At 61.5% G+C, this 21,903-nt stretch carries 23 protein-coding genes and 2 pseudogenes; 18 read left to right on the top strand and 7 right to left on the bottom strand.

Annotation, left to right across the window (positions count from 1 at the left end; genetic code table 11):
* Positions 1-80: 80 nt before the first annotated feature.
* Positions 81-1,106, bottom strand: a complete 1,026-nt coding sequence (locus tag M3I54_RS08780; RefSeq protein WP_309249594.1) for a putative sulfate exporter family transporter — start codon at positions 1,104-1,106, stop codon at positions 81-83.
* 361 nt (positions 1,107-1,467) lie between these two features.
* Here M3I54_RS08780 and M3I54_RS08775 point away from each other — a divergent pair, with 361 nt between their 5' ends.
* The 9 genes and pseudogenes from M3I54_RS08775 to M3I54_RS08735 all read left to right on the top strand — a co-directional run bounded on the left by M3I54_RS08775 (position 1,468) and on the right by M3I54_RS08735 (position 8,768).
* Positions 1,468-2,478: a LysR substrate-binding domain-containing protein gene (locus M3I54_RS08775; protein WP_254334823.1), complete on the top strand. Its 1,011-nt coding sequence runs from the start codon at positions 1,468-1,470 to the stop codon at positions 2,476-2,478.
* A gap of 219 nt (positions 2,479-2,697) precedes the next feature.
* Positions 2,698-2,844, top strand: a pseudogene (locus tag M3I54_RS44795) (SDR family oxidoreductase); the annotation flags it as partial.
* Positions 2,845-2,962: 118 nt separating this feature from the next.
* Entirely contained in the window at positions 2,963-3,865 is a 903-nt protein-coding gene (locus M3I54_RS08765; protein WP_254334821.1) for a LysR substrate-binding domain-containing protein, read from the top strand.
* 161 nt (positions 3,866-4,026) lie between these two features.
* Positions 4,027-5,259 (top strand): PLP-dependent aminotransferase family protein, encoded by a 1,233-nt coding sequence (locus tag M3I54_RS08760; protein WP_254334818.1) that lies wholly within the window; start codon positions 4,027-4,029, stop codon positions 5,257-5,259.
* The gene (locus M3I54_RS08755) at positions 5,256-5,480 is read left to right on the top strand and encodes a DUF3311 domain-containing protein (protein ID WP_254334817.1); all 225 of its coding nucleotides are present in this window, start codon (positions 5,256-5,258) and stop codon (positions 5,478-5,480) included. Before M3I54_RS08760 ends, M3I54_RS08755 begins: the two co-directional genes overlap by 4 nt.
* A complete protein-coding gene (gene mctP, locus M3I54_RS08750; protein WP_254334814.1) occupies positions 5,477-7,000 on the top strand; it encodes a monocarboxylate uptake permease MctP in 1,524 nt (507 codons plus the stop codon). Before M3I54_RS08755 ends, mctP begins: the two co-directional genes overlap by 4 nt.
* The gene (locus M3I54_RS08745; RefSeq protein ID WP_254334812.1) at positions 6,984-7,673 is read left to right on the top strand and encodes a class I SAM-dependent methyltransferase; all 690 of its coding nucleotides are present in this window, start codon (positions 6,984-6,986) and stop codon (positions 7,671-7,673) included. Before mctP ends, M3I54_RS08745 begins: the two co-directional genes overlap by 17 nt.
* A 22-nt stretch (positions 7,674-7,695) precedes the next feature.
* The gene (locus M3I54_RS08740) at positions 7,696-8,562 is read left to right on the top strand and encodes an MBL fold metallo-hydrolase (protein WP_254334810.1); all 867 of its coding nucleotides are present in this window, start codon (positions 7,696-7,698) and stop codon (positions 8,560-8,562) included.
* Complete coding sequence (locus M3I54_RS08735; protein WP_254334808.1) at positions 8,559-8,768, top strand: hypothetical protein; 210 nt, start codon at positions 8,559-8,561, stop codon at positions 8,766-8,768. The genes M3I54_RS08740 and M3I54_RS08735 overlap by 4 nt, the downstream gene beginning before the upstream one ends.
* A gap of 380 nt (positions 8,769-9,148) precedes the next feature.
* On the opposite strand, the gene M3I54_RS08730 is transcribed toward M3I54_RS08735, so the two are convergent.
* Positions 9,149-10,012 (bottom strand): LysR family transcriptional regulator, encoded by an 864-nt coding sequence (locus tag M3I54_RS08730; protein ID WP_254334806.1) that lies wholly within the window; start codon positions 10,010-10,012, stop codon positions 9,149-9,151.
* A 141-nt stretch (positions 10,013-10,153) separates the two neighbouring features.
* Between M3I54_RS08730 and M3I54_RS08725 the strand changes: the two genes are divergently transcribed.
* Together M3I54_RS08725 and M3I54_RS08720 are read left to right on the top strand one after the other, a co-directional pair.
* Positions 10,154-10,945, top strand: a complete 792-nt coding sequence (locus M3I54_RS08725; RefSeq protein WP_254334804.1) for an SDR family oxidoreductase — start codon at positions 10,154-10,156, stop codon at positions 10,943-10,945.
* Between the two features lie 71 nt (positions 10,946-11,016).
* Entirely contained in the window at positions 11,017-11,628 is a 612-nt protein-coding gene (locus tag M3I54_RS08720; RefSeq protein ID WP_254334802.1) for a LysE family translocator, read from the top strand.
* Between the two features lie 208 nt (positions 11,629-11,836).
* On the opposite strand, the gene M3I54_RS08715 is transcribed toward M3I54_RS08720, so the two are convergent.
* Positions 11,837-12,541: an SDR family oxidoreductase gene (locus M3I54_RS08715; protein WP_254334801.1), complete on the bottom strand. Its 705-nt coding sequence runs from the start codon at positions 12,539-12,541 to the stop codon at positions 11,837-11,839.
* 334 nt (positions 12,542-12,875) lie between these two features.
* Here M3I54_RS08715 and M3I54_RS08710 point away from each other — a divergent pair, with 334 nt between their 5' ends.
* On the top strand, positions 12,876-13,487 hold the full coding sequence (locus M3I54_RS08710) for a TetR/AcrR family transcriptional regulator (protein WP_254334799.1): 612 nt from the start codon (positions 12,876-12,878) through the stop codon (positions 13,485-13,487).
* A gap of 77 nt (positions 13,488-13,564) precedes the next feature.
* Here M3I54_RS08710 and M3I54_RS08705 read toward each other — a convergent pair whose 3' ends face one another.
* The 3 genes from M3I54_RS08705 to M3I54_RS08695 all read right to left on the bottom strand — a co-directional run bounded on the left by M3I54_RS08705 (position 13,565) and on the right by M3I54_RS08695 (position 15,791).
* Positions 13,565-14,422, bottom strand: a complete 858-nt coding sequence (locus M3I54_RS08705) for an enoyl-CoA hydratase/isomerase family protein (protein ID WP_254334798.1) — start codon at positions 14,420-14,422, stop codon at positions 13,565-13,567.
* A 123-nt stretch (positions 14,423-14,545) separates the two neighbouring features.
* A complete protein-coding gene (locus M3I54_RS08700) occupies positions 14,546-15,400 on the bottom strand; it encodes a VOC family protein (protein WP_254334797.1) in 855 nt (284 codons plus the stop codon).
* 100 nt (positions 15,401-15,500) lie between these two features.
* Positions 15,501-15,791 (bottom strand): muconolactone Delta-isomerase family protein, encoded by a 291-nt coding sequence (locus M3I54_RS08695; protein WP_254334796.1) that lies wholly within the window; start codon positions 15,789-15,791, stop codon positions 15,501-15,503.
* A 346-nt stretch (positions 15,792-16,137) separates the two neighbouring features.
* Between M3I54_RS08695 and M3I54_RS08690 the strand changes: the two genes are divergently transcribed.
* The 4 genes and pseudogenes from M3I54_RS08690 to M3I54_RS08675 all read left to right on the top strand — a co-directional run bounded on the left by M3I54_RS08690 (position 16,138) and on the right by M3I54_RS08675 (position 19,524).
* Positions 16,138-16,782: an isochorismatase family cysteine hydrolase gene (locus tag M3I54_RS08690; protein WP_254334795.1), complete on the top strand. Its 645-nt coding sequence runs from the start codon at positions 16,138-16,140 to the stop codon at positions 16,780-16,782.
* A gap of 111 nt (positions 16,783-16,893) precedes the next feature.
* Entirely contained in the window at positions 16,894-18,072 is a 1,179-nt protein-coding gene (locus M3I54_RS08685; RefSeq protein ID WP_254334794.1) for an MFS transporter, read from the top strand.
* Between the two features lie 85 nt (positions 18,073-18,157).
* A pseudogene (locus tag M3I54_RS08680) lies at positions 18,158-18,847 on the top strand (alcohol dehydrogenase catalytic domain-containing protein); the annotation flags it as partial.
* Between the two features lie 23 nt (positions 18,848-18,870).
* Positions 18,871-19,524, top strand: a complete 654-nt coding sequence (locus M3I54_RS08675; protein ID WP_375542118.1) for a YbfB/YjiJ family MFS transporter — start codon at positions 18,871-18,873, stop codon at positions 19,522-19,524.
* 5 nt (positions 19,525-19,529) lie between these two features.
* Here the strand turns inward: M3I54_RS08675 and M3I54_RS08670 are convergent, their stop codons facing one another.
* Entirely contained in the window at positions 19,530-20,042 is a 513-nt protein-coding gene (locus M3I54_RS08670) for a helix-turn-helix domain-containing protein (protein WP_254334788.1), read from the bottom strand.
* Positions 20,043-20,292: 250 nt separating this feature from the next.
* On the opposite strand from M3I54_RS08670, the gene M3I54_RS08665 reads away from it, so the two are divergent.
* On the top strand, positions 20,293-20,916 hold the full coding sequence (locus M3I54_RS08665; RefSeq protein ID WP_254334786.1) for an isochorismatase family cysteine hydrolase: 624 nt from the start codon (positions 20,293-20,295) through the stop codon (positions 20,914-20,916).
* A 66-nt stretch (positions 20,917-20,982) separates the two neighbouring features.
* Positions 20,983-21,609: a glutathione S-transferase family protein gene (locus M3I54_RS08660; RefSeq protein ID WP_254334784.1), complete on the top strand. Its 627-nt coding sequence runs from the start codon at positions 20,983-20,985 to the stop codon at positions 21,607-21,609.
* Positions 21,610-21,903: the final 294 nt, after the last annotated feature.

Below are 21,903 nucleotides of genomic sequence, written 5' to 3'. Positions count from 1 at the left end.
GTTCGAGCCCCCATTCGAAAGTGATCACCTCGGCGGCTGTCGAAGCTAGCTACTGTCAATATATCGACCGAACGGCAACATCATGCAATCCGCAATATGTGGATCAGCACCAGACTCATCATCGCCAACGCGAGTATCGAAAGAACCACCGCCGACGTGACGCGCGGCCCCGCCTTTGCGACGGTACGCAGATCGGTACCTAAACCCAAGGCAGCCATTGAAACGACAGTGAGCGCGTTGCCTAGCTGGCTCGCCGGCTGCAACAGCGGCATCGGAATCAGCCCCGTCGCCCGTGCCGCGCACAGGAGAACGAAGCCAACGATGAACCATGGCACCAGCTTCGTCAGACGAACCATATCGGGCCGCGTCGTCGCGTTGTCGCTCGGCTCTGGCGTTCCTGTGTTCGCATCACGCCCAGGTGCAAGCGTAGACAGGAGCAGCATCACCGGTCCGAGCATGAGCACACGCACCAGTTTGACCAGCGTGCCAATGTGCACACTGACGGTTGAAACGGGTACGGTCGCGGCAAGCACCTGTGGCACCGCATAGACGGTCATACCCGCCAATGTCCCATACTGCACGGCGTTCAGATGAAGTACCGTGGACAGCAGCGGCAAGCCAAGCACAACTGCAACGCCAAGCACCGCTGTGAAGGCGATCGACGCAGCAACATCGTCGCGGCTCGCGCCAATCACGGGCGCAACCGCTGCGATGGCCGAATTTCCACAGATTGAATTTCCGCACGCGATTAGCAGCGCCATGCGCCGTGGCAACTTCAGTGCGCGTCCGATTCCGTAGCTCACAAGGATGGCCGCGATGACGATCACAACGATGCCCGACAGCAAGTTGACGCCGGCCCCTTGCAATGCGGCGGCCGTAAACGACGCACCGAGCAGCATGACGGAGATTTCCAGCAAGGTTTTAGCGCTGAACGTAATCCCGCCTGTCCAACGCTCACCTGGCGTCCATATGATACGGACCTGCGCGCCAACGAGGATCGCTAGCACGAGTGATTCAAGCCACACATGACCGAATAGACGCGCTTGCAGCGTTTGCAGCAGCCATGCGATCAGGCACACTCCGATACATAGTGCGACGCCGGGAATCAGTCCAATAAGGTAACCAGGCTCAACGGGATTCTTGCTTCGGGATGTTGGGCGATTCGGGGAAGGAGATGACATGTCGACACCAGTCGGTTAAACGGAGCGACTAGACTATGTGTCGTTCGGCATTCTGAAAAATATGAAATAGGCATCGGCGCTCTGACTTTGAGTTATGCCCAACTCGTTTCCAGAATCTGGCAGGCCCTTTAAGGTGATCGTTTCCCGCAGGAAACAGTGTTGCTCTTGCGAGATCCTTTAATGGCAAACGAAACGCCACTACTATCGTGACCATCGCGTGCTAAACCATTGGTCATCGGATCTCGGACCATGAATCTGCCACAGCAATTTTCGCGGGCCGTCGCCAATGAATTTCACTCATCTGTTTGCGTTCTACGAAGTTGCCCGCGCCGGCAGCTTGAGCGGCGGCGCTCTGCGCCTGCGGGTGAGCCAGCCCGCCGTTAGTCGCGAGGTCAAGGAACTGGAGGAGCGTCTCGGTGTTCTGCTGTTCGACAGGCTGCCCCGAGGCGTGGCTCTCACCTATGCAGGAAAACTGTTATTCGGTTACGCGGAACGGATATTCACCCTCGCCGAGGCGGCCCGATCCGAATTGAAGGAAGTCGCCGGTCTGAGCTCAGGACACCTGACAATAGGCGCGAGCGCAACACTCGGTGTCTATCTCGTGCCGAAGATGATCGCCGAATTCACCACGCTTTATCCGAAGGTCAGCATCGAACTGACTGTGACCAACACTCACGAAGTCGTAAGCGGCCTGGGTAACGGCAACTTCACGCTCGGTTTCATCGAGGGTCCATACGACGAAGCACGCCTGTACGCGCAATATATTGGCTCCGACGAAATCGTACTCGCAGCCGCACCGGGATATCGGCAAGGCAACGGGCGACTGTTCGCGCGCGAACTTGCAGCACAGATGGTGATCCTGCGCGAACCGGGTTCGGGTACGCGAGCGGTAGTCGAATGCGCGTATCAGCGCGCCGGGCTCGAAATGATACCTTCGATGTCCGTGAGCGACACCGAGGCCATCAAGCGCATGCTGGTTGCGCAACAGACCATGGCCTACGTGTCCTCGCTCAGTATCGGTGAGGAAATTGCTCGTGGCGAACTCCGCACACTGGAGGTGGCCGACATGCGAATCGAGCGCGCGCTGCATCTGGTCTGGCTCAAGGGGCGTTCGCTTTCGCCATGCAGTCAGGCTTTCTTCGAACTCGCCCTCGAGCATACGGCGCATGCGGAAGGCCATTCCCCCGCCACGCTGAACGTCGCGCACCTGCACCGGCGCGCCGACGTTTCCCACGGCCTACTGGCGCCCGGAACGCCCGCGCATCTTCCGCAAATGCCGCAACCAGATAGTCCATGATGCGGTGCCGCTTGCGCGGTACATGACGAGCTCTGTGATAAGCCTCACATACTCGGTGCCCAGCACATCCCACCTGCCAACACGGACCACGCCGCTCCGCGACGTACCAGCACCGTCCGCGCGCTGCTCAAGTTCCAGCGCACTGCTCTCCATCTGCGTCGCGACGTCGATCAGTGCACGGGCTGCGTCTGTCGGCAAATAGCCGCGGGGCGTGCGCAGAAACAGGCCGCGGACGTCCCATTGCGGCGCCTCGGTCGTCCGGAGGAGCTCGGGGCGCTGGTCGCGTTTCTGGCGTCTCCCCGCGCGAGCTATATCAACGGTGCAACGATCCAGGTCGACGGTGGCCTCGGCAACGGCATTCCATGATCCGCGAGGGTGGCGCGCGTCGGCGCGCGGCGCCGTTTCGCCCAGCATTCCGAAAGACGAGAACCGCCCTGAAAGCGGTCTAAAATTGATTCATTGTCTCCGTACGGAAACGATTGCCATGATCGACCTCAATGATCTGTACTACTTTTCGGTCGTGGTCGAGAAACGCGGCTTTTCCGCTGCGGCCGATGCAATCGGGATTCCCAAGGGCACCCTCAGCAAGCGCCTGCAGGCATTGGAGCAGGCGCTGGGGCTGCGCCTCGCGAACCGCACGACGCGCAAATTCTCGCTCACCGAGGCCGGCGTGGACTTCCACGCGCATTGCCTGCGCGTAATGAACGAGGTACGCAATGCCGAGCAGGCCGCGCAGGCGCGCCTGACGGAGCCCGTCGGACGCGTGCGCATCACGTGTGCGGCTGGCATCGTCCGCATGGCGCTCGATAGCGTGCTGCCGCCGTTTCTCGCCGTGCATCCGAAAATCGACATCGATCTGATGACCTCCAGCCGCTATGTCGACATCGTTGAAGAAGGGTATGACATCGCGCTGCGCAGCCATACCGAGCCGCTGCAAAATTCGTCGCTGATCGCACGGCCCGTCGGGCAAACGCGCGTAGTGCTCGTCGCGAGCCCCACGCTCTTTGCGAATGGACTACCCTGCGGGCCGGCTGAGCTGGACGGCGTGGCCGGCATGCAACTGGCGCGCCGCGATACCGGCTGCACGTGGTTGCTGCATGCATCGGATGGGCGCACCGCGACCGTTTCCTACCATCCGAGGATTCGCTGCAACGACGCGCCGTTCGCGAAGTTCGCCGCCCAGGCGGGTCTAGGCGTCGCCGCCCTGCCCTCGCCGATGTGCGAGGCCGAACTCGCAGACGGGCGGCTCGTGCGTGTCCTGCCCGACTGGCATATTCCACGCGGCACGTTAAGTATCGTCTTTCCCTCGCAACGCGGCATGACGCAAGCGATGCGCGCGACCGTCGACTATCTCGCCGAAGCGTTGCCCGCCTTGATGAACGACTGACACCCTTCGCGATCAGCCTTCATACGAGCGCATGAGAAAGGGCGCAGGCCGCAATTGCGTCGCCATCCTATCGTTTCCATGCGGAAACAGTTTTACTCCTCGAGCCGTCTTTTTCATCGTTTCCCTGCTGTCTACGATGATGCTCTTCAAGGAGCAATCAGATGGCAAATACGTTGTCCCGTGCCGAGCGGCGTATCGCTCAACGTGCGCGGTCGCTGAACAGTTCGGCGATTCGCGAAATTCTCAAGCTTACCGAACGCCCCCACATGATCTCGTTTGCGGGTGGCGTTCCATCGCCCGCCTCCTTTCCGCTCGCCGCGCTGCGCGATGCGTCCGCTCGGGCGACACATGCTTCCGGTGCCGACACCTTCCAGTACAGCGCGACGGAAGGCTATGCGCCATTGCGCGAATGGATCGCGCGCGAGCACTCGACGAGCCAGCATCCTGTCGCGCCGTCAAACGTGCTGATCACGAGCGGCTCCCAGCAGGCGTTCGACCTCATCGGCAAGGTGCTCGTCGATCCGCAAAGCGCAGTGCTCGTGGAGCGTCCGACGTATCTCGGCGCGTTGCAGTCGCTGTCGTTATACGAACCCGAATTCGTGAGCGTGCAGACGGACGAACATGGCATCGTGTCGAAAGCGCTCGAAAACATCGAACCCGAACGTGCCGCGCTGTTGTTTCTGCAGCCGAATTTCCAGAACCCCACGGGCGCACGTCTGTCGTTCCAGCGTCGCAGGAAGATCGCGGAGATTGCGCGGCGCACGGGGCTCATCGTCGTCGAGGACGATCCCTATGCCGCGCTCGCGTTCGACGGCGGACAGTTGCCGTCCATCCATTCGATGGCGCCCGATAACGTTATTTACCTGGGCTCCTTTTCAAAGGCCCTCGCGCCTGGATTGCGGGTCGGCTACATGATCGTGCCGGGCGCGCTCCAGCAAAAGTTCGTGCAGGTCAAGCAGGCGGCCGATCTGCATAGCTCGACGCTTTCGCAACACATCGTCTACGAGACCGTGCGCGACGGCTTTCTCGAATCACATGCGCCGCGCCTTGCCAGCTTCTATCACAAGCAATGCGAAGCGATGCTAGCTGCGCTCGACCGGCATATGCCGGAAGGCGTGCGCTGGAATGTGCCCGAAGGCGGCATGTTCATCTGGCTCGCGCTGCCACCCGACATCGACAGCGCGGCGCTACTCCAGGACGCGCTTGCCGTCAACGTCGCATTCGTCCCCGGCGCGCCGTTCTTTGCGCGCGAGCCGCTCCACCACTTCCTGCGCCTGTCCTTCGCGACCGTATCGCCGCAGCAGATCGATTGCGGCATCGAACGGCTGGCTAAGCTCATCAATGCGTACTCCCGTGCGTTCACCCCCCTTCTCGAACTGGATCTCGACCGATGACAACCCGGCTGACTCTTCTGTTGCTTGCCTCGCCAATCGTCGCCGCACTCTGCGTGCCCTTCTACAACCGCGTCACGCCAACGCTCGATGGCTGGCCATTCTTCTACTGGTGGCAAACGGGCTGCGTCGTCGCGGGCGCGCTGCTGACGGGCGCGGCTGGCCTGCTCGACGCGCGCGCCGTGCGCAAGGCCGCCGCGCGATCGCAAGAAGGTGCCGCATGAACGTAATGTCCATAGGTATCTTTGTTGCACTCTTTGCGCTGGTGAGCGCGCTCGGCATGGCGGCGGCACGCTGGCGGCGCGGCGATCTCAGCGCCATTCACGAATGGGGACTCGCCGGTCGGCGCTTCGGCACCGTGATGAGCTGGTTCCTGATCGGCGGAGACCTTTACACCGCGTATACCTTCGTCGCCGTGCCGGCGCTCGTCTTCGCTGCGGGCGCGACGGGCTTCTTTGCGGTCCCGTACATCATCATCACGTTTCCGCTCGGCTTTCTCGTCTTGCCGCGCCTGTGGCGCGTTGCGCGCAAGCATGGTCACGTGACCCTCGCCGACTACATCGAACAGCGCTTTGGCAGCCGCCCACTTGCGCTCGCGATAGCATTGACAGGCATTCTCGCGACCATGCCGTATATCGCGTTGCAACTGGTCGGCATTCGGGTCACGCTCGGCGCGCTCGGTTTGCCGACGCATGGCTGGCTCGGCGAAGCGCCGCTTTTCGTCGCGTTCGGCGTGCTCGCGGTCTATACGTGGTCGAGCGGATTACGCGCGCCCGCGATGATCGCTGTCGTCAAGGACTTGCTGATCTACGCGACGATCATCGGGGCACTGATCGTGATCCCGGCGCGGCTTGGCGGCTTCGGTCACATGTTTGCGGCGTTGCCGCCAGCGAAGCTGCTGCTGAAAGCGCCGGACGCCACGAGCCTCAACGCCTACTCGTCGTATGCGACACTCGCGCTCGGCTCGGCACTTGCGTTGCTGCTTTATCCGCATTCGATGACGGCAACACTCTCCGCCTCATCCGACCGCGTGATCAGCCGCAACATGGCCTTGCTCCCCGCATATTCGCTGCTGCTCGCCTTCGTCGCACTGCTTGGTGTGATGGCGCTCGCTGCGGGTGTCGGCGCGATGCCCGAGTACGCGGATCAGTTCCGGCAGTACGGCCCGAACTTCGCGGTGTTCGCACTTTTCCTGCACTACTTCCCTTCGTGGTTCGTCGGCATCGCGTTCGCCGCGATCGGCATCGGCGCGCTGGTGCCCGCCGCGATCATGTCGATTGCCGCGGCCAATCTGTTCACGCGCAACGTGTGGCGGCCGTATTTCGCGCCGTATTGCAGCGCAGCGCGCGAGACCCGGGTGGCAAAGCAGGTCTCGCTGTTCGTCAAGTTCGGGGCGCTGGGTTTCGTGCTGTTCGTGCCCGTGCAGTTCGCGATTCAGTTGCAGTTACTCGGGGGCGTGTGGATTACGCAGACCTTGCCTGCCGTCGTGCTAGGTCTCTTCGTGCCCGCCGTGCGCGCACGCAGTCTGATGGCAGGCTGGATAGCCGGGCTGGGCACAGGAACGTGGATGATTGCCGGGAACGGCTTCAAGACCGCGATTTACACGATTCATGTCGGCGCGCTCGCGATGCCTGTTTATGCCGCTGTGATCGCGTTGCTTGCCAACTTCGTCGTCGTCCTCGCGTCGTCGTTCCTTTTCATGAAACCGCAGGAAAAGGGAGTAGAAGGTGACCTCCAGAGCTGATAACACCAACGATACGCTCGCGGGCATCGACATCGATACCCTGATGTCGCACCTCGCGTGTCCTAAGGCCGAGACCGGCCTCGCGGTTGGCGACATGATGGAGCGCGTCAACGCCGCGTTGATCGACGCAGCCTTCACCAGGCTCGATCTGCGAGCGGACGAACGCATCGTCGAGATCGGGCCAGGCAACGGCGGCCATATCGAATCCGTGCTGACGCGTGCACCGCGGCTCACGCTCGTCGGCATTGACATATCACCGACGATGACAACCGCAGCTCGTGAACGCAACGTCATGTTGCTCGCAAGCGGACGCATCGCGCTCACGACGGCGGACGTCGCCAGCATTCCCTACGGGAACGCCTCGTTCGACAAGGCCATCGCGATCAACAGCGTCTACTTCTGGCCGGACCTGCTGGCGGCCCTTCGGGAAATCCGCCGGGTGCTGCGCGACGAAGGGCAACTGGTGATCGCAGCGATGACACCCGAAGCGGCGCTGTCGATCCCGTTCAGCCGCCACGGCTTTCGCGTCTACGGACCCACCGCTTTTCGCGAAGCCTGCTTCGAAGCCGGCTTCGATCACGTGCAGATCGAACGCTATGTCGATCACGGGTCAGCGGCGCCCGCCCCCGCCGCGCAACGCACGTTCTTTCTCGTGCGCGCTTCGTGCATGTAGAAAATCACGTTTCAGGAGTGTTATGTTTCCCCACGTTCAATCCTTTCATGATGCAGTCACGGGCACTGTCAGTCACATCGTTTATGCGGGCGCTGGTTCGACCTGTGCGGTGATCGACCCAGTACTGGACTACGATGCGGCCTCGGGGCGCGCATCGACTGCGTCGCTCGATCACATCCTCGCGTTTATCGGTGCCCAGCAACTGGTCGTCGGATGGATTCTCGAAACGCATACACATGCGGATCATCTATCGGGCGCAGTTGAACTGAAACGGCGCATGGGCGGCGCCATCGCTACGAGCGCGCGTATCGCCGACGTGCGCTCGCTGTTCTCGACGACGTTCGATCTCGCCGATGACCACGGCTTTGATTGTCTATTCGGCCCCGAGGAAGAATTCACGATCGGCACAATGACGGCGCGTGCAATTCCGACACCTGGACACACGCCCGCAGACACGGCCTATTTGGTTGGCGATGCGCTGTTCGTCGGCGATACGCTGTTCATGCCCGACTTGGGCACGGCACGCTGCGATTTCCCGGGTGGCGATGCGCAAACGCTCTACGCGTCGATCCGGCGGCTCCTGGCACTGCCCGAATCGACTCGCGTATTTGTCTGTCACGACTACCCGCCTGCGGGGCGCGACGTCCGCTTCTCGACGACGATTGCCGAACAACGGCAACACAATATTCATGTGCGCGACGGCATTGGCGAAAGCGAATTCGTTGCAATGCGAACCACGCGCGATCTCACGTTGAAGGTGCCCGCGCTGCTGTTTCCCGCGATGCAGGTCAATCTGCGCGGCGGACGGCTGCCGGCTTCCGACCGAAATGGCCGCCGCTATATGCGGATTCCGATCGACGAGGCGCATTTCGTCGAGGATCTTTCGTGATCGCCGCGCTGAGCCGGTTGCTTCGGCGCGCTGCCGCTGACTGCGGCAACGCGTCTTGCACCGCCCTGGAAGCGCCGAACTGCACAGCCATCGGCGCAGATGCGCCCCCGCCATCGACGGACGACAGCGCCAACCCGACCGCGCTGGTCGACGAAGAAATCGAACTCATGCGCTATCTGCTGCTGTCGATGGCTGCTGCCTACTGAACACGGCATCGCTGTTCGTTGCCGTGAACCTTCACCGCTGTGACGTGAAACCCCGCCGCCTCACTGCGGTGGGTGCATCGTCGTCGGGCACCACTTTGAAGGCCTTCGAAATGAGAAAACGAGCAGGATTCAATGCGACACCCAGTTCGCGCAAGCGCGATGCTGGATCAATCGCCATACGCTATCTGCCTGCGATCCTGTTTCTATTGCTTTTGGCCGTGAATGCGTTCGTCCTTGGCATCGTGGGATAGGCGCACACCTTTTCCAGCACGACTGCCTTTGAGCAACATGAAAATCGACTGGGTCGACTACCGCCTGATGTGGTCGGCTGTAGCCGGCGGCGGATTCAACCGGTCGATGCAACGATTTGGTTAAATCGCTCAGCTGGCGAACTGTCGGGAAATCGCGTCCACTACAATCCGCACACGCGCGGTGCGATGAAGATCACCATGTGTACCGATCCAGACGTCGTAAGCCGCCGTGAGGTCCGGCAGCACGCGCACGAGACCCGCCGCCGCGTCGCCGATATAGGTGGGTAACTCACCGATGCCGGCCCCCGCCTGCAACGCCGAAACGAGCGCAAGAATCGAATTCACCTGCAGGCCGGGCGCACGCATTTTCGCCCGTGCCGGATAGAGCGGTGGGAACCAGCGAATCTTGCCGCCCCCCACGAGCGTGACAAGCTCGTGCGCGAGCACGTCGCTCATATCGGCGAGTGGCGGATGTTCTGCCAGATAGCCTTCGCTCGCATAGAGCGCGGTTGTCAGCCCCGGCAGGCGGCGCACGATCGTCGCGGACTCCACGGGCCGCACGTTGCGCACGACAATATCGCTCTCACGCTGCGACAGGTTTGAAAACGCTGACGCGATATCCACTTCGATCCGGATAGCCGGATATGCTCGCCGTACCGATGCGACCGCCGGCAGCACATAGCCGGTGCCAAGCGCATCGGATGTGCCGATGCGCACTATCCCGCTCAACGAAGCGTCCGCGCCACCCGCGTGACGCTCGATCTCAAGCGCACAAGCCTCCATGCGCGTGGCAAGCTCGAGCAGTCCGTCTGCGACTTCCGTGGGTACGTAACCGCGTGGCGTTCGCAGAAACAGTTTTGCCTTGAGGTCGTGTTCGAGCGCCGCGATCTGGCGACTCACCGTCGGCGAATTGCTGGCGAGCTCGCGCGACGCACCCGCCAGGGTGCGATGCCGGTACACGGCAAGAAAAAATCGCAGTTGATTCCAGTCCATACAAACTCGCCAGGTCTTGTGGTTCCCGACAGCTTATCCTGATCGTTTCATATTTGTAATGGACGATTACAGCATCCTTCATTTATGTTCCGCAGGCTCATACCTAGACTTTGTCCCTGTCAACCTTGCAGGAGACGTGTCATGAACCTCAATCTGACTGGAAAAACCGCGCTCGTGCTCGGCGCGTCGCGTGGTCTGGGCCTCGCGAGTGCGATCGAACTTGGACGCGAAGGCGCGAACGTGATGATCGGTTCGCCTGGTAACGAGCGTCGTGAGCAGGCGCTGTACCAACTGCGCGAAGCAGGCGTGACGAACGCTGAGGCACTGACTATCGACGTTCGCAACGCCGCTCACGCGCAGCGTGCAATCGACGACACCGTCGCCCGCTTCGCGTCTCTCGATATCCTCGTGAACAATGCCGGCGGCCCCCCGTTCGGAGCGTTCGACGCATTCGACGACGACGCATGGCAAAACGCCTTCGAACTGAGCTTTCTTTCCGTCGCGCGCTTTACCCGGCTTGCGCTGCCGCATCTGCGCCGCACCGGTGAAGGGCGTGTGATCAACATCATCAGCTATTCGGTGCGTCATGCCATTCAAGGCTCGATTCTCTCGACGAGCATGCGCATGGGCGTTGTCGGTCTGGCGAAATTGCTCTCACGCGAGGCAGGCGATTACGGCATCACGGTCAACAACGTCGCGTCCGGAATGATCCTGACGGACCGGGTTCGCGAATCGGCCCTGAAAAACAAGCTCGCCGAGGGAAAAAGCGAGCAGCAAGGCCTCGCCGAACTGGCTGACGAAGTGCCGCTCAAGCGCCTCGGGCGACCGGAAGAACTTGGCGCGCTGGTCGCGTTTCTGGCCTCCGGACGTGCCAGCTATATCAACGGCACGACCGTTCAGGTGGACGGCGGCCTCGGGCGGGCGCTGCTCTGATGGCAGGCACGGAACCCAACCCTCTCAGCCGAACGGCTTGCTTTGTCCAGCATCTTTGATTGAGGTATCAGATGGCATTTCATACGTGGCTTATCTTTCTCCTGACTTCGGTCGGCATGTCTCTGTCACCGGGTCCGAACGGGCTTCTCGCGATGACGCATGGCGCGATGTACGGGACCCGAAAAACCTTGTTCACCATCGCGGGCGCGCTGTTGGGCTTTGCCGCTGTTATTGCACTGTGCATGTTCGGCATTGGAGCGCTGGTGAGGGCTTCGGTGCTCTGGCTCACAGTGCTCAAGCTGATTGGCGGAGCCTATCTGATCTGGCTCGGCGTGCGCGTGTGGCGCTCCCCGCCGACAACGGTTGAAATGAGCGAAGTACCGGCAGTCGGCAGCGGCTGGTCGCTGTTTCGACTCGGCCTTCTGTCGTCTGCGACCAATCCCAAGGGTTTGCTGTTCTTCAGCGCACTGCTGCCGCAATTTATTGACCCGCACCACAATCTCGTTTCTCAGTATGCGGCAGTGGCCCTGACCTTCATGGCGACGGAGTTCATTACGGAATATGCACTGGCGAGCGCTGCGAACCGGATTCGACCTTGGCTCGGTCGCGTTGGACGACCTTTCAATCGGGTATGCGGGAGTCTCTTCGTCGCGATTGGCACCGTGTTGCCGATGCATTTTTGAAGCCACCTTATTGGCGGAATCTTCGGTGTCGAGTCAAAACACGCTGTCTGATACCCGCAACGTAGACGCCATTGCAAGCCGCAAACCCGCCACGCTGCGCTGCTTCGGCGCGATGTTGTTACTCGCGGTCATCCGTGGCCTGTCGGCCTGACCGGAAGGCCCGTCCGTCGCGTGCGAGCGCGCGCGACGAGCGGGCGCTTCGGCGCCTTCAGCGCGGCGCCGGCTCGTCCAGATAGACGCCTGCCGACAGCCCGGCCTTCACCTGCCGCGTGAACTCGTCGGTAGACACTTCCTCCGCCCCGGCCTCGATCGCGTCGTATGCCTGACGCACGACGTCGGCCGGCGTCGCCTTCGGCACTTCCAGCCCGCGCGTCAGATCCGTATCGATAAAACCGGCATGCAGCCCGACAACCTGCGTGTGCTGCTCGCGCAGCGAATGACGCAGGCCGTTGGTCAGCCCCCACGCGGCCGATTTCGACACGCCGTAACCGGCGAGGATCGGCCGGTTCACCCAGCTCGCAACCGACAGCACGTTCAGGATCGCGCCGCCGCCGTGGCCGGCGAGGTTGCCCGCGAACGCCCGCGACATCGCCAGCATCCCGAACACGTTCGTTTCGAAGTGATCGCGCAGCGCGTCGAGCGCGCCGTCGTCCATCAGGCTGCCGAGCCGCGCGATGCCCGCGTTGTTGATCAGAAGCGTGACGTCGCGCGCCGCTTCGGCGGCAGCGGCCACGGCGACCGGATCGGTCACGTCGAGCTTCACGGGCACGACGCCCGGCAGCGTCACGCTGGCCGGATCGCGCGCGCCTGCATAGACCTTGCGCGCCCCTCTTTCGAGCGCCTGTTTCGCGAACTCGAGGCCAAGCCCGCGGTTCGCGCCCGTCACGAAAACAACAGCACCTTCGATCTTCATATCCCATCCTTTCGCATGATGAATCGCATGTGCGCCGGTTCGCCGCGCGCGTGAGATCCGGTGAAAACAAACCTGCCATTGCGTACCGAACAGTTGCACCGCCGAACGGCGCCAACCTCCGCCGCCCGCCGGCATCAAAGACCGCGATGGACCTGGACCGCCACCCGTGCCGCGCCCGCGTTGCTTCGCGTTGTGGGCGAAACTCGGCTACACTCATGTCAATGTCGATCACCATCGTCTTATGGCGCATTGTGTCGGCGTCACTCGAGTATGTCAATGGTGATCGACATTGTGTTTTTCAATCGACGCGATCGCCGGGATAAGGGAGGGATCGATGGGGGTGTCACGACAGCAGGCCGCCGAGAACCGGAATGCGATTGTCGCGGCCGCCGAGCGGCTGTTCCGGGCGCGCGGAGTCGACGCCGTGGGGTTGGCGGAGCTGATGAAGGAAGCCGGCTTCACGCAGGGCGGCTTCTACAACCACTTCAAGTCGAAGGACGCGCTGGTCGCCGCGGTAATGGAAAAGGCGATGGAAGACTATGCGGATTCGCCGAACGCCGGCAGCCTGGTGAAGCAGGCGGCGCGCTACCTGTCGACCCCGCACCGCGACAACATCGAGGCCGGGTGCCCGCTGTCCGGCTTCGCGGGCGACGCTCCCCGGATGACCGACGCGGCGCGTGCGTCCTATACGCGCGGCCTCGCCGCGTATCTCGACCGGCTGGCTGGCATGATCGCCACGGACGGCGCGACGGCGGAACAAACCCGTCGCGATGCGATTGCAGCGTTTAATCAGATGGTGGGAGCACTCGTGCTGTCGCGTGCGATTGCAGGCACAGATCCGGCCTTCGCCGACGAAATCCTCGACGCGGGGCGGCGGACGCTCGTCGACGCGCTCGACGCCCCGGTCACGCCGGACAGCGCGCGCCGCAGTATTTCGGATGACTGAGACGCCGCCTGCCACCCTGGAAGCCCTGGGTGCGAATGCGTCCATCGGCGGGTGTAGCACGAATTGCTCGCAGAGGCTCAGCCCTTCGGCGCGCCAGTGAGCGGCGGCTCTGCGTTATCGTCGCCCGCCGGCCCTGGCGAAGGCAGGTATCTGCCGAAATTCATTTCGAAGTCGCTCGGAACGCCGTAGGCGAGGCTACGCAGCTTGGCGCGGCGCGCCTGCCCACTCGGCGAGGCCAGAGCCGGGAAGAATAGGTCAATGCTCGACTGGAGTTCGGCAGCCGTCGGCATCCCGAAACGATTGATCTGGGCTTTCGCCGCACCGAGCGTTTCACGGTCAAATGAGGCCAGACGTCGGACAAGCGTATCGACAAAGGCGTCGAGGTCGTCATCGTCCAGCGTGCGGTTCACCCAGCCATAGCGTTCGGCGACGTCGGCATCGAAATCGTCGGCGCTGAGGACAATCTCAAGCGCCCGCGAACGGCCGACCAGGCGCGGGAGCCATTCCAGCGCTCCGCCGGCCGGTACCAGGCCGACGCCGACCTCCGGGTTGCCGAATATTGCACTCTGCCGGCTGGCGAAGCGCATGTCGCAGGCCAGCACGAACTCGTTACCGATGCCGCGCGTGCGGCCGCGAATCTTGGCGATGCTCACGACTGGCGCGGACGAGAGGCGCAGCACAAAGTCGCGCCAGAGGCCCAGTACCTCCGGCCGTTCTGCTGCCCTGGCTACGTCGAGATGGGCAACAAAAAAATCGGGATTCGCCGACTGGAACAGTACGACCTTTACGGACGGGTCCGCCTCGAGGCCGGTCATTAGCCGCTGAAATTCGTCGATTGTTGCAGGCACGAACATGTTGATCGGCGGGTTGCTGAAGGTGACCGTCCACCGGCCCGGATTGGTTCGGTCGATGTCGAGTTGCGAAGAATCGGGCATGGTGGTTCTCCTTACGCGATGGGTAGACCAGCGCTGCGTTCAAGCGGTCTCGGGTCGCGCCAGCTTGCAAGTCAGGGACCTCTACTGCGCAGAAGAGCCGGTTGAAGAATCAGAGGCGCCAGCTCACAAAGGCAAGTCCTTGCCTGCCTGCTCACTTGCCATGTACTCGGCATACCAGTCCGGCCAATTCTCGTCGCGTTGCCCGCCGGTCCGCTTCTCGTGCTCGCCGTGCGCCGCCTCCGCCCGCCGGAGCGCCGCCGCGAGATCCGCTGTAGAGGTGAAGGTCGTGACATCTGCGTCCAGGCGACCGGGCGCTCGGTGCGTGAGTTCCTGGAACAGCCAGCCATTGCCGTCCGGATCGCTAAACGAGGCGAACGAGCGATAACTGCGTTGCTCGGGGTCCCGACCGCTAATGCGGATCCGCCCGAACAGATAAGGATCATCCGGGCCGGCGTACGCGCCGCCGGCATCGTGAAACACTTCACTCATCTCGACCCCACGTCCCAGCAGCTCCTTGCGAGCTGCCTCGACGTCGGAGACGATCAGGTACAGCCCCCGTGCGGAGCCGGGGGTGGCCGCTGTACAACCATTCCAGGAACGAGATAGGCGGCATGTTGATGGACGCGGGTGAGGAAGGAACCCGCGAAAATTACGGCGAGTATCCATACGCCCACGAGATGCAGCTTTTTCCAGTTGGCCGGACCGATGAGACGCGCCGGCATGGCGAACGATGTGACCGTAAGCAGCAGAATCATTAAATAGCCGATGGAACCCGGTATGTTTGTCGCAGGCGTACGCCCCATCCAGAATGCGTCGGGCGCTATCCTGATGTAGGTAATGAGCGCTATCGCGTGCAAAATTTGCGAAGCGGCGAACGACAATCCGATGTAGCGCCCCGTTCGGCGCTATTGCGGAGGCCGTCAGGGCAAATAGCGCGACGATTAACGTTAGTAGACCAAAAAGATTCCAGCGGGTCATATAGATGATTCCAGCATAGTTAGTCAACTTGACGACATGATGTGACAGTCGCCATCTCCACCGATTGGCCAGCCCGTACCGGCGTGAGAGTTCCAGTGGCTCAGAGACTACGCGGACCAAACCCCGAATACGAACGCAATTGGCTGATCTGGGGTTGCGCGAGGTAGCCAGCCTTGACTAGCGGGAGTTCGTTCAGGAGTTGCCTCAGGTCGTCTTCGTCATCTGCTTCCGAAATCATGCAGGCTCCCCCTTCTGCTCTCAGCCATATCTGCCGGACTATGCCGACGGCGTAAAGGCGGCGGACAACCTCAGCCTCCGCCTCGACTTCTTCCTTTTGAAGGGACATGGAAGATGCGTCTTCGGAACGGGAAATCATCACGAGGTATTGCATGTTGCTCTCCTGGATATGGCACTGCGATCAGGTGGGTGACTTCGTACGAACAATACGAACAACGGCATGTTCGCTGCCTTGAGTCTATACACTATGTTTTTCATAGCCAAAGGATTATTCATCGCATGCAGCAAAACCATCCTGCTCCACGTAGAAGCAGAATAAATCCGCAATCCAAGTGTGGTATTCACGCCCAACTTGACACTATGTTTTTCATATCTACAATGCCGGAACAGAGAGGTTTCACGTCTAGCTGATCCGCTGCTGCAAGTCGCACGTGTATCCGGATGAGGGGCGAGCCGTCTCAAGTCAGCGTTTTGGTGTGAGCCACTTCCGGAGAAATGCAATGAGCCGCTTCGTCTACGAGACCAGGTCAACCGCACTGCTGTTTGTCGACCCCTATAACGACTTCCTCTCGGAAGGAGGCAAAGTCTGGCCTGTCGTCAAGGACGTCGCTGATGAAGTCGGACTGCTAGAAAATCTGCGACTCATTAACGGAGCCGTCCGCAATGCCGGTATCCAGGTCGTCTACGTACCGCACCGCCGGTGGCAGCCGGGCGACTATCAGTGCTGGTGTCATCCGAGCCCGAGCCAGCGCAAGATCATGGACGGTCATCACTTCGCCAAGGGCGAGTGGGGCGGCGAGTGGCACCCTGATTTCACACCGCAACGAGGTGACATCGTGGCGCTCGAACACTGGGGCTCCAGTGGATTTGCCAATACGGATCTCGACTTCCAGCTTAAGCAGCATCGCATCACGCACGTGGTGATAGTCGGCCTGCTGGCCAACACCTGCATAGAGGCTAGGGCGCGATATGCAACGGAGCTTGGTTACCACGTGACGCTCGTGAAGGACGCAACGGCCGCTCTGAAGCGGGAATCGATGCACGCAGCGCATGAGCTGAACGGGCCAACCTACGCGCACAGTATCGTGAGCACCCGCGAGTTCCTCGACGCGTTGCCCAGATCATGGGCACGCGTTGCCCTCTAAGTCGTTCGTGTGCATGGTGGGTATCGACTTCCCTGCCAGCTAGTCCTTCGGGACTTCGACGATACCGCGAGTTCCGCGCAATGCCGCCCCCCTAATTTAGCGAAGGCACCCATGAGCTCCCCGCGCCAAGTCTTTCTGATGGCACTTTGCTGCGCACTCGCGGTTTCGCCCATTTACTACCACCAGCCGCTGCTGCCGCAAATCGCATCGACGTTTGCTGTGCCGTCGGCGCGCGGGAGCCTCATCGCCACGCTCACCCAACTGGGCTATGCGATAGGACTGCTGCTCTTTGTCCCGCTCGCCGACGGTGTCCAACCACGCAAACTGGCTACGCGAGCGATCATCGCGAACGCCGTGGCGCTGCTCGCCTGCGCAGCGGCACCGTCCTTCGCCGCGCTGGTCCTATGCAGCTTCCTCGTTGGAATGACATCAATCTCAGCGCAAATCATCATCCCAGCGGTCTCGGGAATGGCTACGCCCGAGACGCGCGGACGCGTGGTCGGTTCCCTGCTGGGTGGGCTATCTTCTGGCGTCCTGCTGGCACGCACGCTGAGTGGCATCGTCGGCGCGCTTTGGGGCTGGCGTTCGATATTCGTGATCGCTTCCGCCATCGACATTGGCCTGCTCTTTGTCATCAGGGAACTGCCCGTGTCGAATTCACTCGCGGCAATCCGCTATCGCGAGTTGATGCACTCGCTCGCTGACCTCGTCCGCAAAGAAGGGCTACTACGCCTCTCCGCAACGATGGGGTTTCTTGTGTTCGCCGCCTTTAGCGCACTCTGGGCGACACTCGCGGTGCTACTCGCACGATCGCCCTACCATTACGGCCCCGCCACCATCGGGGCGTTTGGCCTGATCGGCGTTGCCGGCCTTTCGGTATCGCCACAACTGGGTGCGATCGTCGACCGCGTCGGCGCGCGCCGCGTTGCGACCGCGGGCGCCCTCACGGTCGCCATCTCGTTCGCGTTTGTCGCAGCGGGCGGACGCAGCCTGGCATGGCTGATCGTCGGGATGGTGTTGCTGGATCTGGGCAATCGCGCCAGCTTCATTGCCAACCAGGCGCGGATCTATGCACTGCGTCCCGAAGCCCGCAGCCGCCTGAATACCGTTTTCATGGTTTCGTATTTTCTTGGCGGCGCATTCGGTGCGGCACTCGGCGGCGCGGGGGCCCTGCGCGCTGCATGGCTCGGCCTCGCCGCGATCGGCGCCTTGCTCTCGCTCGCCGCCGTTGTGGTCAATACGCTTGCATACGCACGATCCCGTTCAGCCGTTGCTGACGGGCACGCATGACCCAGGCACCCGAAAGAATCACTCCCCGATTGGCAACTGTTAAATAGCCCAAGCCATCGGGAAACAATTTGCTCAGGAGAATCGAATGACCTTCAAAGCACTGCTCGCCACGAAACCACGTGACGCGATCTCGACTCGCATCGTGAATATGCGTGAGCAAGACCTCATGCCCGGAGACGTTACCATCGCGGTCGAATATCCGACTGTGAACTTCAAGGACGCACTCGCCATCTCCGGACGCGCGGAGATCATCCGCGAGTTTCCGTTGATCGCGGGCATCGACCTCGCCGGCACCGTCGAGGCATCCACGTATCCCGGCATCTGCGCCGGCGACCGCGTCGTCCTCAACGGTTGGGAGCTCAGTCAGAACCATCACGGCGGATTCGCGCAAAAGGCACGCGTGAAGGGCGAGTGGCTCGTCAAGCTGCCAGAAGTCCTTTCCACGCACGACGCGATGCCAACGGAGGCGTCGGGCTCGATCGCAATAGCAGTCCTGTCGGGCCTCGGGTATCGCGTCGTCGCATCGACCGGACGCCCCGCGGAAGCCGACTATCTGCACAGTCTCGGCGCCGCGGAAGTCATCGACCGACGAACGCTCTCGGAACCAGGTACGCCGCTCGCCCGCGAACGTTGGGCGGGTGCCGTGGATTCCGTCGGGCATCACACGCTGGCAAACGTGTTGGCCCAGATGCAGTACCGCGGCGTGGTCGCCGCCTGCGGCCTCGCACAGGGCTCAGGCCTCCCTGGTTCGGTCATGCCTTTTTCTCCCCGCAACACCCCTGAATTCCGGAGTTTGCAATGTCTGCAGTTCCTTCCACGTCCCACGAGCGCGAAGCATCATCGCTCGATGCACGCGCGCTTTTCGCGGCGTTCGCCGGGCTTTGCGGCAGTCTGGTCGCCATCGGTCTCGCGCGCTTCGCCTACACGCCGCTCATTCCCTCGATGATCCAGGCGCACTGGTTCAGCTCCTCGCAGACTGTCACGCTCGGAGCGGCAAATTTCGCCGGCTATCTGATTGGTGCGATGGCAGGACGGCCGCTCGTTGCGAAGCTGTCGAACCGGTCCGCCTTGCGACTCCTGATGGCCGCAGTAACGATCGCGTTCTTCGCGTGCGCCTGGCCCGTTTCGGTCTCGTGGTTTTTCTTCTGGCGTCTGCTGTCGGGCTTTTCCGGTGGCGCGATCGTGGTACTCGTCGCGACGTCGATCCTCCCGCATATTCCTGCGCCGCGCCGGGGCTTCGCGAGCGGGATGATCAGCCGTGCAACCACGGCTTTCGCCCTCTTTCAGGCACTCGGCGGCTACGGATACTCGTATCTGTTTTCTCGCCTTCACAACGACTACGCACTCGTATTCCTGTGCGGCGCGGGCGCACTCGCGCTAGCCATCGTCGCGGATGTCCTGGTGCGCACGCGGCGCACGGAGCAGTCTGGACGCGAGCCCGCTGTGCGCTGATTGAATTATTCAGATCTGGCCTTCGCGGCCCGATATGTCTCGCGCCTTTTCTCGCGCTCTTTCGCAAACGAAGCACTCAAGGTTGCATCGAGGTCGCGACGCTCCACGTATTCTCCGCACGACGGACAGATATAGTCGAGGCCAACCTCGTGCCCGCACACGCGATGCGTAAACCGCACAGCGACTTCCTCGCCTTTGCTCTTGCACCAGGTCTCACCCCAGGTGCGTAGCGCCTGGATCACCGGATAGTACGCCCGGCCTTTCTCCGTGAGACAGTACTCGTAGCGCAACGGCCTGTCCTGATACGGATGGCGCTCGACCATCCCGTCCGCTTCGAGTGACTTCAGGCGCGTCGCCAGCATCTGGGGCGTCGCCTCCGTCTGAATCTGGATTTCCTCAAATCGGGTCGCGCCCATGTACAGCTCGCGCAGCACAAGCGTCGTCCACTTGTCACCGACAACTTCGGTCGATCGCGCCACCGGGCACACTGTACTCACCCCCTTCTCTCTGCGCTTCATTTTGCCTCCATCGTAACTACGTTTTTCATAGTAGCACGGATTTCGTCGCGGCGATGGCATCAGCATTCGGGGTGAATATGCATTCGATACCCGCGCAACGAGTATGGTATTGATGTTCCCGTTTACACTATGAAATTCATATATATACTCTGTCCGTGAGGCATCGAAGTGCTCGACGTTGCGCAGAAGTTCCGCGCAACGGGTGTCGGTTGTGCCGTGCCCCATCCCGAATCGCTTTGCGGAGAACATCATGTCAGACCCCGTCTATCACGCCGAACACACCGGTCTTTTGCTGGTGGACCCGTACAATGACTTCCTGTCGCATGGCGGCAAGATCTTTCCGATGATCGAGGCAGTCGCCAACGACGTTCGGCTCCTCGACAATTTGCGCACAGCGGTGGGCGCCGCACGCAAAGCTGGCATCCAGGTGTTCTATGTGCCGCATCGCCGCTGGCAGCCTGGCGATTACGAAGACTGGGACCATCCGAATCCGACGCAACTGATCGTGCAAAAGCGTCAGTCCTTCGCAAAGGGGACGTGGGGCGGCGAATGGCACCCCGATTTTGTTCCCCAGGAAAACGACATCATCATCCACGAGCATTGGGCGCAAAGCGGCTTCGCCAACACGGACCTCGATTTCCAGCTCAAGCAGCACAGAATCTCGCACGTCATTGCCGTTGGCCTGCTCGCGAACACCTGCATTGAATCCACCGCGCGATTCGCGATGGAACTCGGCTATCACGTGACGCTCGTGCGCGACGCGACCGCCGCCTTCTCCCCGGAAATGATGCGAGCCGCCCACGAACTGAACGGACCCACATTTGCCCACTCGATCGTCACGACGGTCGAATTGCTGACAGCACTGCCGGCATAGGCGTTAGCCGACGATGACGGACTCAAGCGATCGATCCACTAACAACAAACCGTAAAGGACTCACGCATGATTACCATCTGGGGACGTGCCAATTCGGTCAACGTCCAGAAGGTCTTGTGGCTTTGTGAGGAGATCTCCCTACGCTATAACCGGATAGACGCCGGTCTGCAGTTCGGGCACAACACCGAACCCGACTACCTCGCGATGAATCCGATGGGCAAGGTCCCTACCCTCGTCGACGGTGATTTCGTGCTTTGGGAATCGAACTCGATTCTGCGGTATATCGTGACGCAGTACGGTGGTCCGAGCGCGCTCTATCCTGCCGACGCAAAGGCGCGGGCCAGCATCGACCGGTGGCTCGACTGGTCGCTGTCGACTTTGCAGCCGGCCGAGCGGCCCGTGTTCTGGGGAATCGTGCGCACGCCCGAAGCCGAGCGAGACATCAAGAAAATCGCCACCGATGTCGTCAAGGTCGCGGAAGTCTGGAACGTGCTCGACGCACAGTTGAACGGTCGCGACTTCATTGAAGGCGAGTCGCTCACGATTGCGGATATCGTGCTCGGTGCGTTCGCGAAACGATGGTTTGGATTGCCGGGCATAGAACGTGCCCGAGTGCCCAATCTCGAACGCTGGTACGCGTTGCTCGCCACGCGTTCGGGTTTCAAAAAGCATGTCGATGTCGAATTGAGCTGAATCCATGAAGACCGAACCGATCACACTCTACGCATGGAACACGCCTAACAGGTTGCGGAAATACATCCCCGGCGGAAGCGGTGCGCCTCGATGTACGCGCCCGCCAGTCGCAAACTTTCGCATTGTGCAATCTCAACGCGAATTCAACGTTCTTTCGGCGGCTTGAGGCCGACTTCTGACCTCCTTGCCACGCTTTCCGCCACTTATAAGCGGATTTGTGCCAGTGATCGCATGCGCACGAGGTTGTATGCCGCCATGTTCAACACGAACATCTGGTCCACCTTCTTCAAGCCA

Source organism: Paraburkholderia sp. CNPSo 3274 (assembly GCF_024206475.1).
GTDB lineage: Bacteria > Pseudomonadota > Gammaproteobacteria > Burkholderiales > Burkholderiaceae > Paraburkholderia.
This window is presented reverse-complemented; position numbering and strand designations above follow the sequence as displayed.

What these genes read in the sequence shown, in the direction of transcription:
- M3I54_RS08775 (WP_254334823.1), top strand. Translation starts at nt 1,468, where the DNA reads ATGAATTTCACTCATCTGTTTGCGTTCTACGAAGTTGCCCGCGCCGGC.
- M3I54_RS08755 (WP_254334817.1), top strand. Translation starts at nt 5,256, where the DNA reads ATGACAACCCGGCTGACTCTTCTGTTGCTTGCCTCGCCAATCGTCGCC.
- M3I54_RS08685 (WP_254334794.1), top strand. Translation starts at nt 16,894, where the DNA reads ATGAGCTCCCCGCGCCAAGTCTTTCTGATGGCACTTTGCTGCGCACTC.
- M3I54_RS08660 (WP_254334784.1), top strand. Translation starts at nt 20,983, where the DNA reads ATGATTACCATCTGGGGACGTGCCAATTCGGTCAACGTCCAGAAGGTC.
- M3I54_RS08720 (WP_254334802.1), top strand. Translation starts at nt 11,017, where the DNA reads ATGGCATTTCATACGTGGCTTATCTTTCTCCTGACTTCGGTCGGCATG.
- M3I54_RS08740 (WP_254334810.1), top strand. Translation starts at nt 7,696, where the DNA reads ATGTTTCCCCACGTTCAATCCTTTCATGATGCAGTCACGGGCACTGTC.
- M3I54_RS08665 (WP_254334786.1), top strand. Translation starts at nt 20,293, where the DNA reads ATGTCAGACCCCGTCTATCACGCCGAACACACCGGTCTTTTGCTGGTG.
- M3I54_RS08700 (WP_254334797.1), bottom strand. Translation starts at nt 15,400, where the DNA reads ATGACCCGCTGGAATCTTTTTGGTCTACTAACGTTAATCGTCGCGCTA.
- M3I54_RS08710 (WP_254334799.1), top strand. Translation starts at nt 12,876, where the DNA reads ATGGGGGTGTCACGACAGCAGGCCGCCGAGAACCGGAATGCGATTGTC.
- M3I54_RS08715 (WP_254334801.1), bottom strand. Translation starts at nt 12,541, where the DNA reads ATGAAGATCGAAGGTGCTGTTGTTTTCGTGACGGGCGCGAACCGCGGG.
- M3I54_RS08670 (WP_254334788.1), bottom strand. Translation starts at nt 20,042, where the DNA reads ATGAAGCGCAGAGAGAAGGGGGTGAGTACAGTGTGCCCGGTGGCGCGA.
- M3I54_RS08690 (WP_254334795.1), top strand. Translation starts at nt 16,138, where the DNA reads ATGAGCCGCTTCGTCTACGAGACCAGGTCAACCGCACTGCTGTTTGTC.
- M3I54_RS08705 (WP_254334798.1), bottom strand. Translation starts at nt 14,422, where the DNA reads ATGCCCGATTCTTCGCAACTCGACATCGACCGAACCAATCCGGGCCGG.
- M3I54_RS08730 (WP_254334806.1), bottom strand. Translation starts at nt 10,012, where the DNA reads ATGGACTGGAATCAACTGCGATTTTTTCTTGCCGTGTACCGGCATCGC.
- mctP (WP_254334814.1), top strand. Translation starts at nt 5,477, where the DNA reads ATGAACGTAATGTCCATAGGTATCTTTGTTGCACTCTTTGCGCTGGTG.
- M3I54_RS08765 (WP_254334821.1), top strand. Translation starts at nt 2,963, where the DNA reads ATGATCGACCTCAATGATCTGTACTACTTTTCGGTCGTGGTCGAGAAA.
- M3I54_RS08760 (WP_254334818.1), top strand. Translation starts at nt 4,027, where the DNA reads ATGGCAAATACGTTGTCCCGTGCCGAGCGGCGTATCGCTCAACGTGCG.
- M3I54_RS08695 (WP_254334796.1), bottom strand. Translation starts at nt 15,791, where the DNA reads ATGCAATACCTCGTGATGATTTCCCGTTCCGAAGACGCATCTTCCATG.
- M3I54_RS08725 (WP_254334804.1), top strand. Translation starts at nt 10,154, where the DNA reads ATGAACCTCAATCTGACTGGAAAAACCGCGCTCGTGCTCGGCGCGTCG.
- M3I54_RS08675 (WP_375542118.1), top strand. Translation starts at nt 18,871, where the DNA reads ATGTCTGCAGTTCCTTCCACGTCCCACGAGCGCGAAGCATCATCGCTC.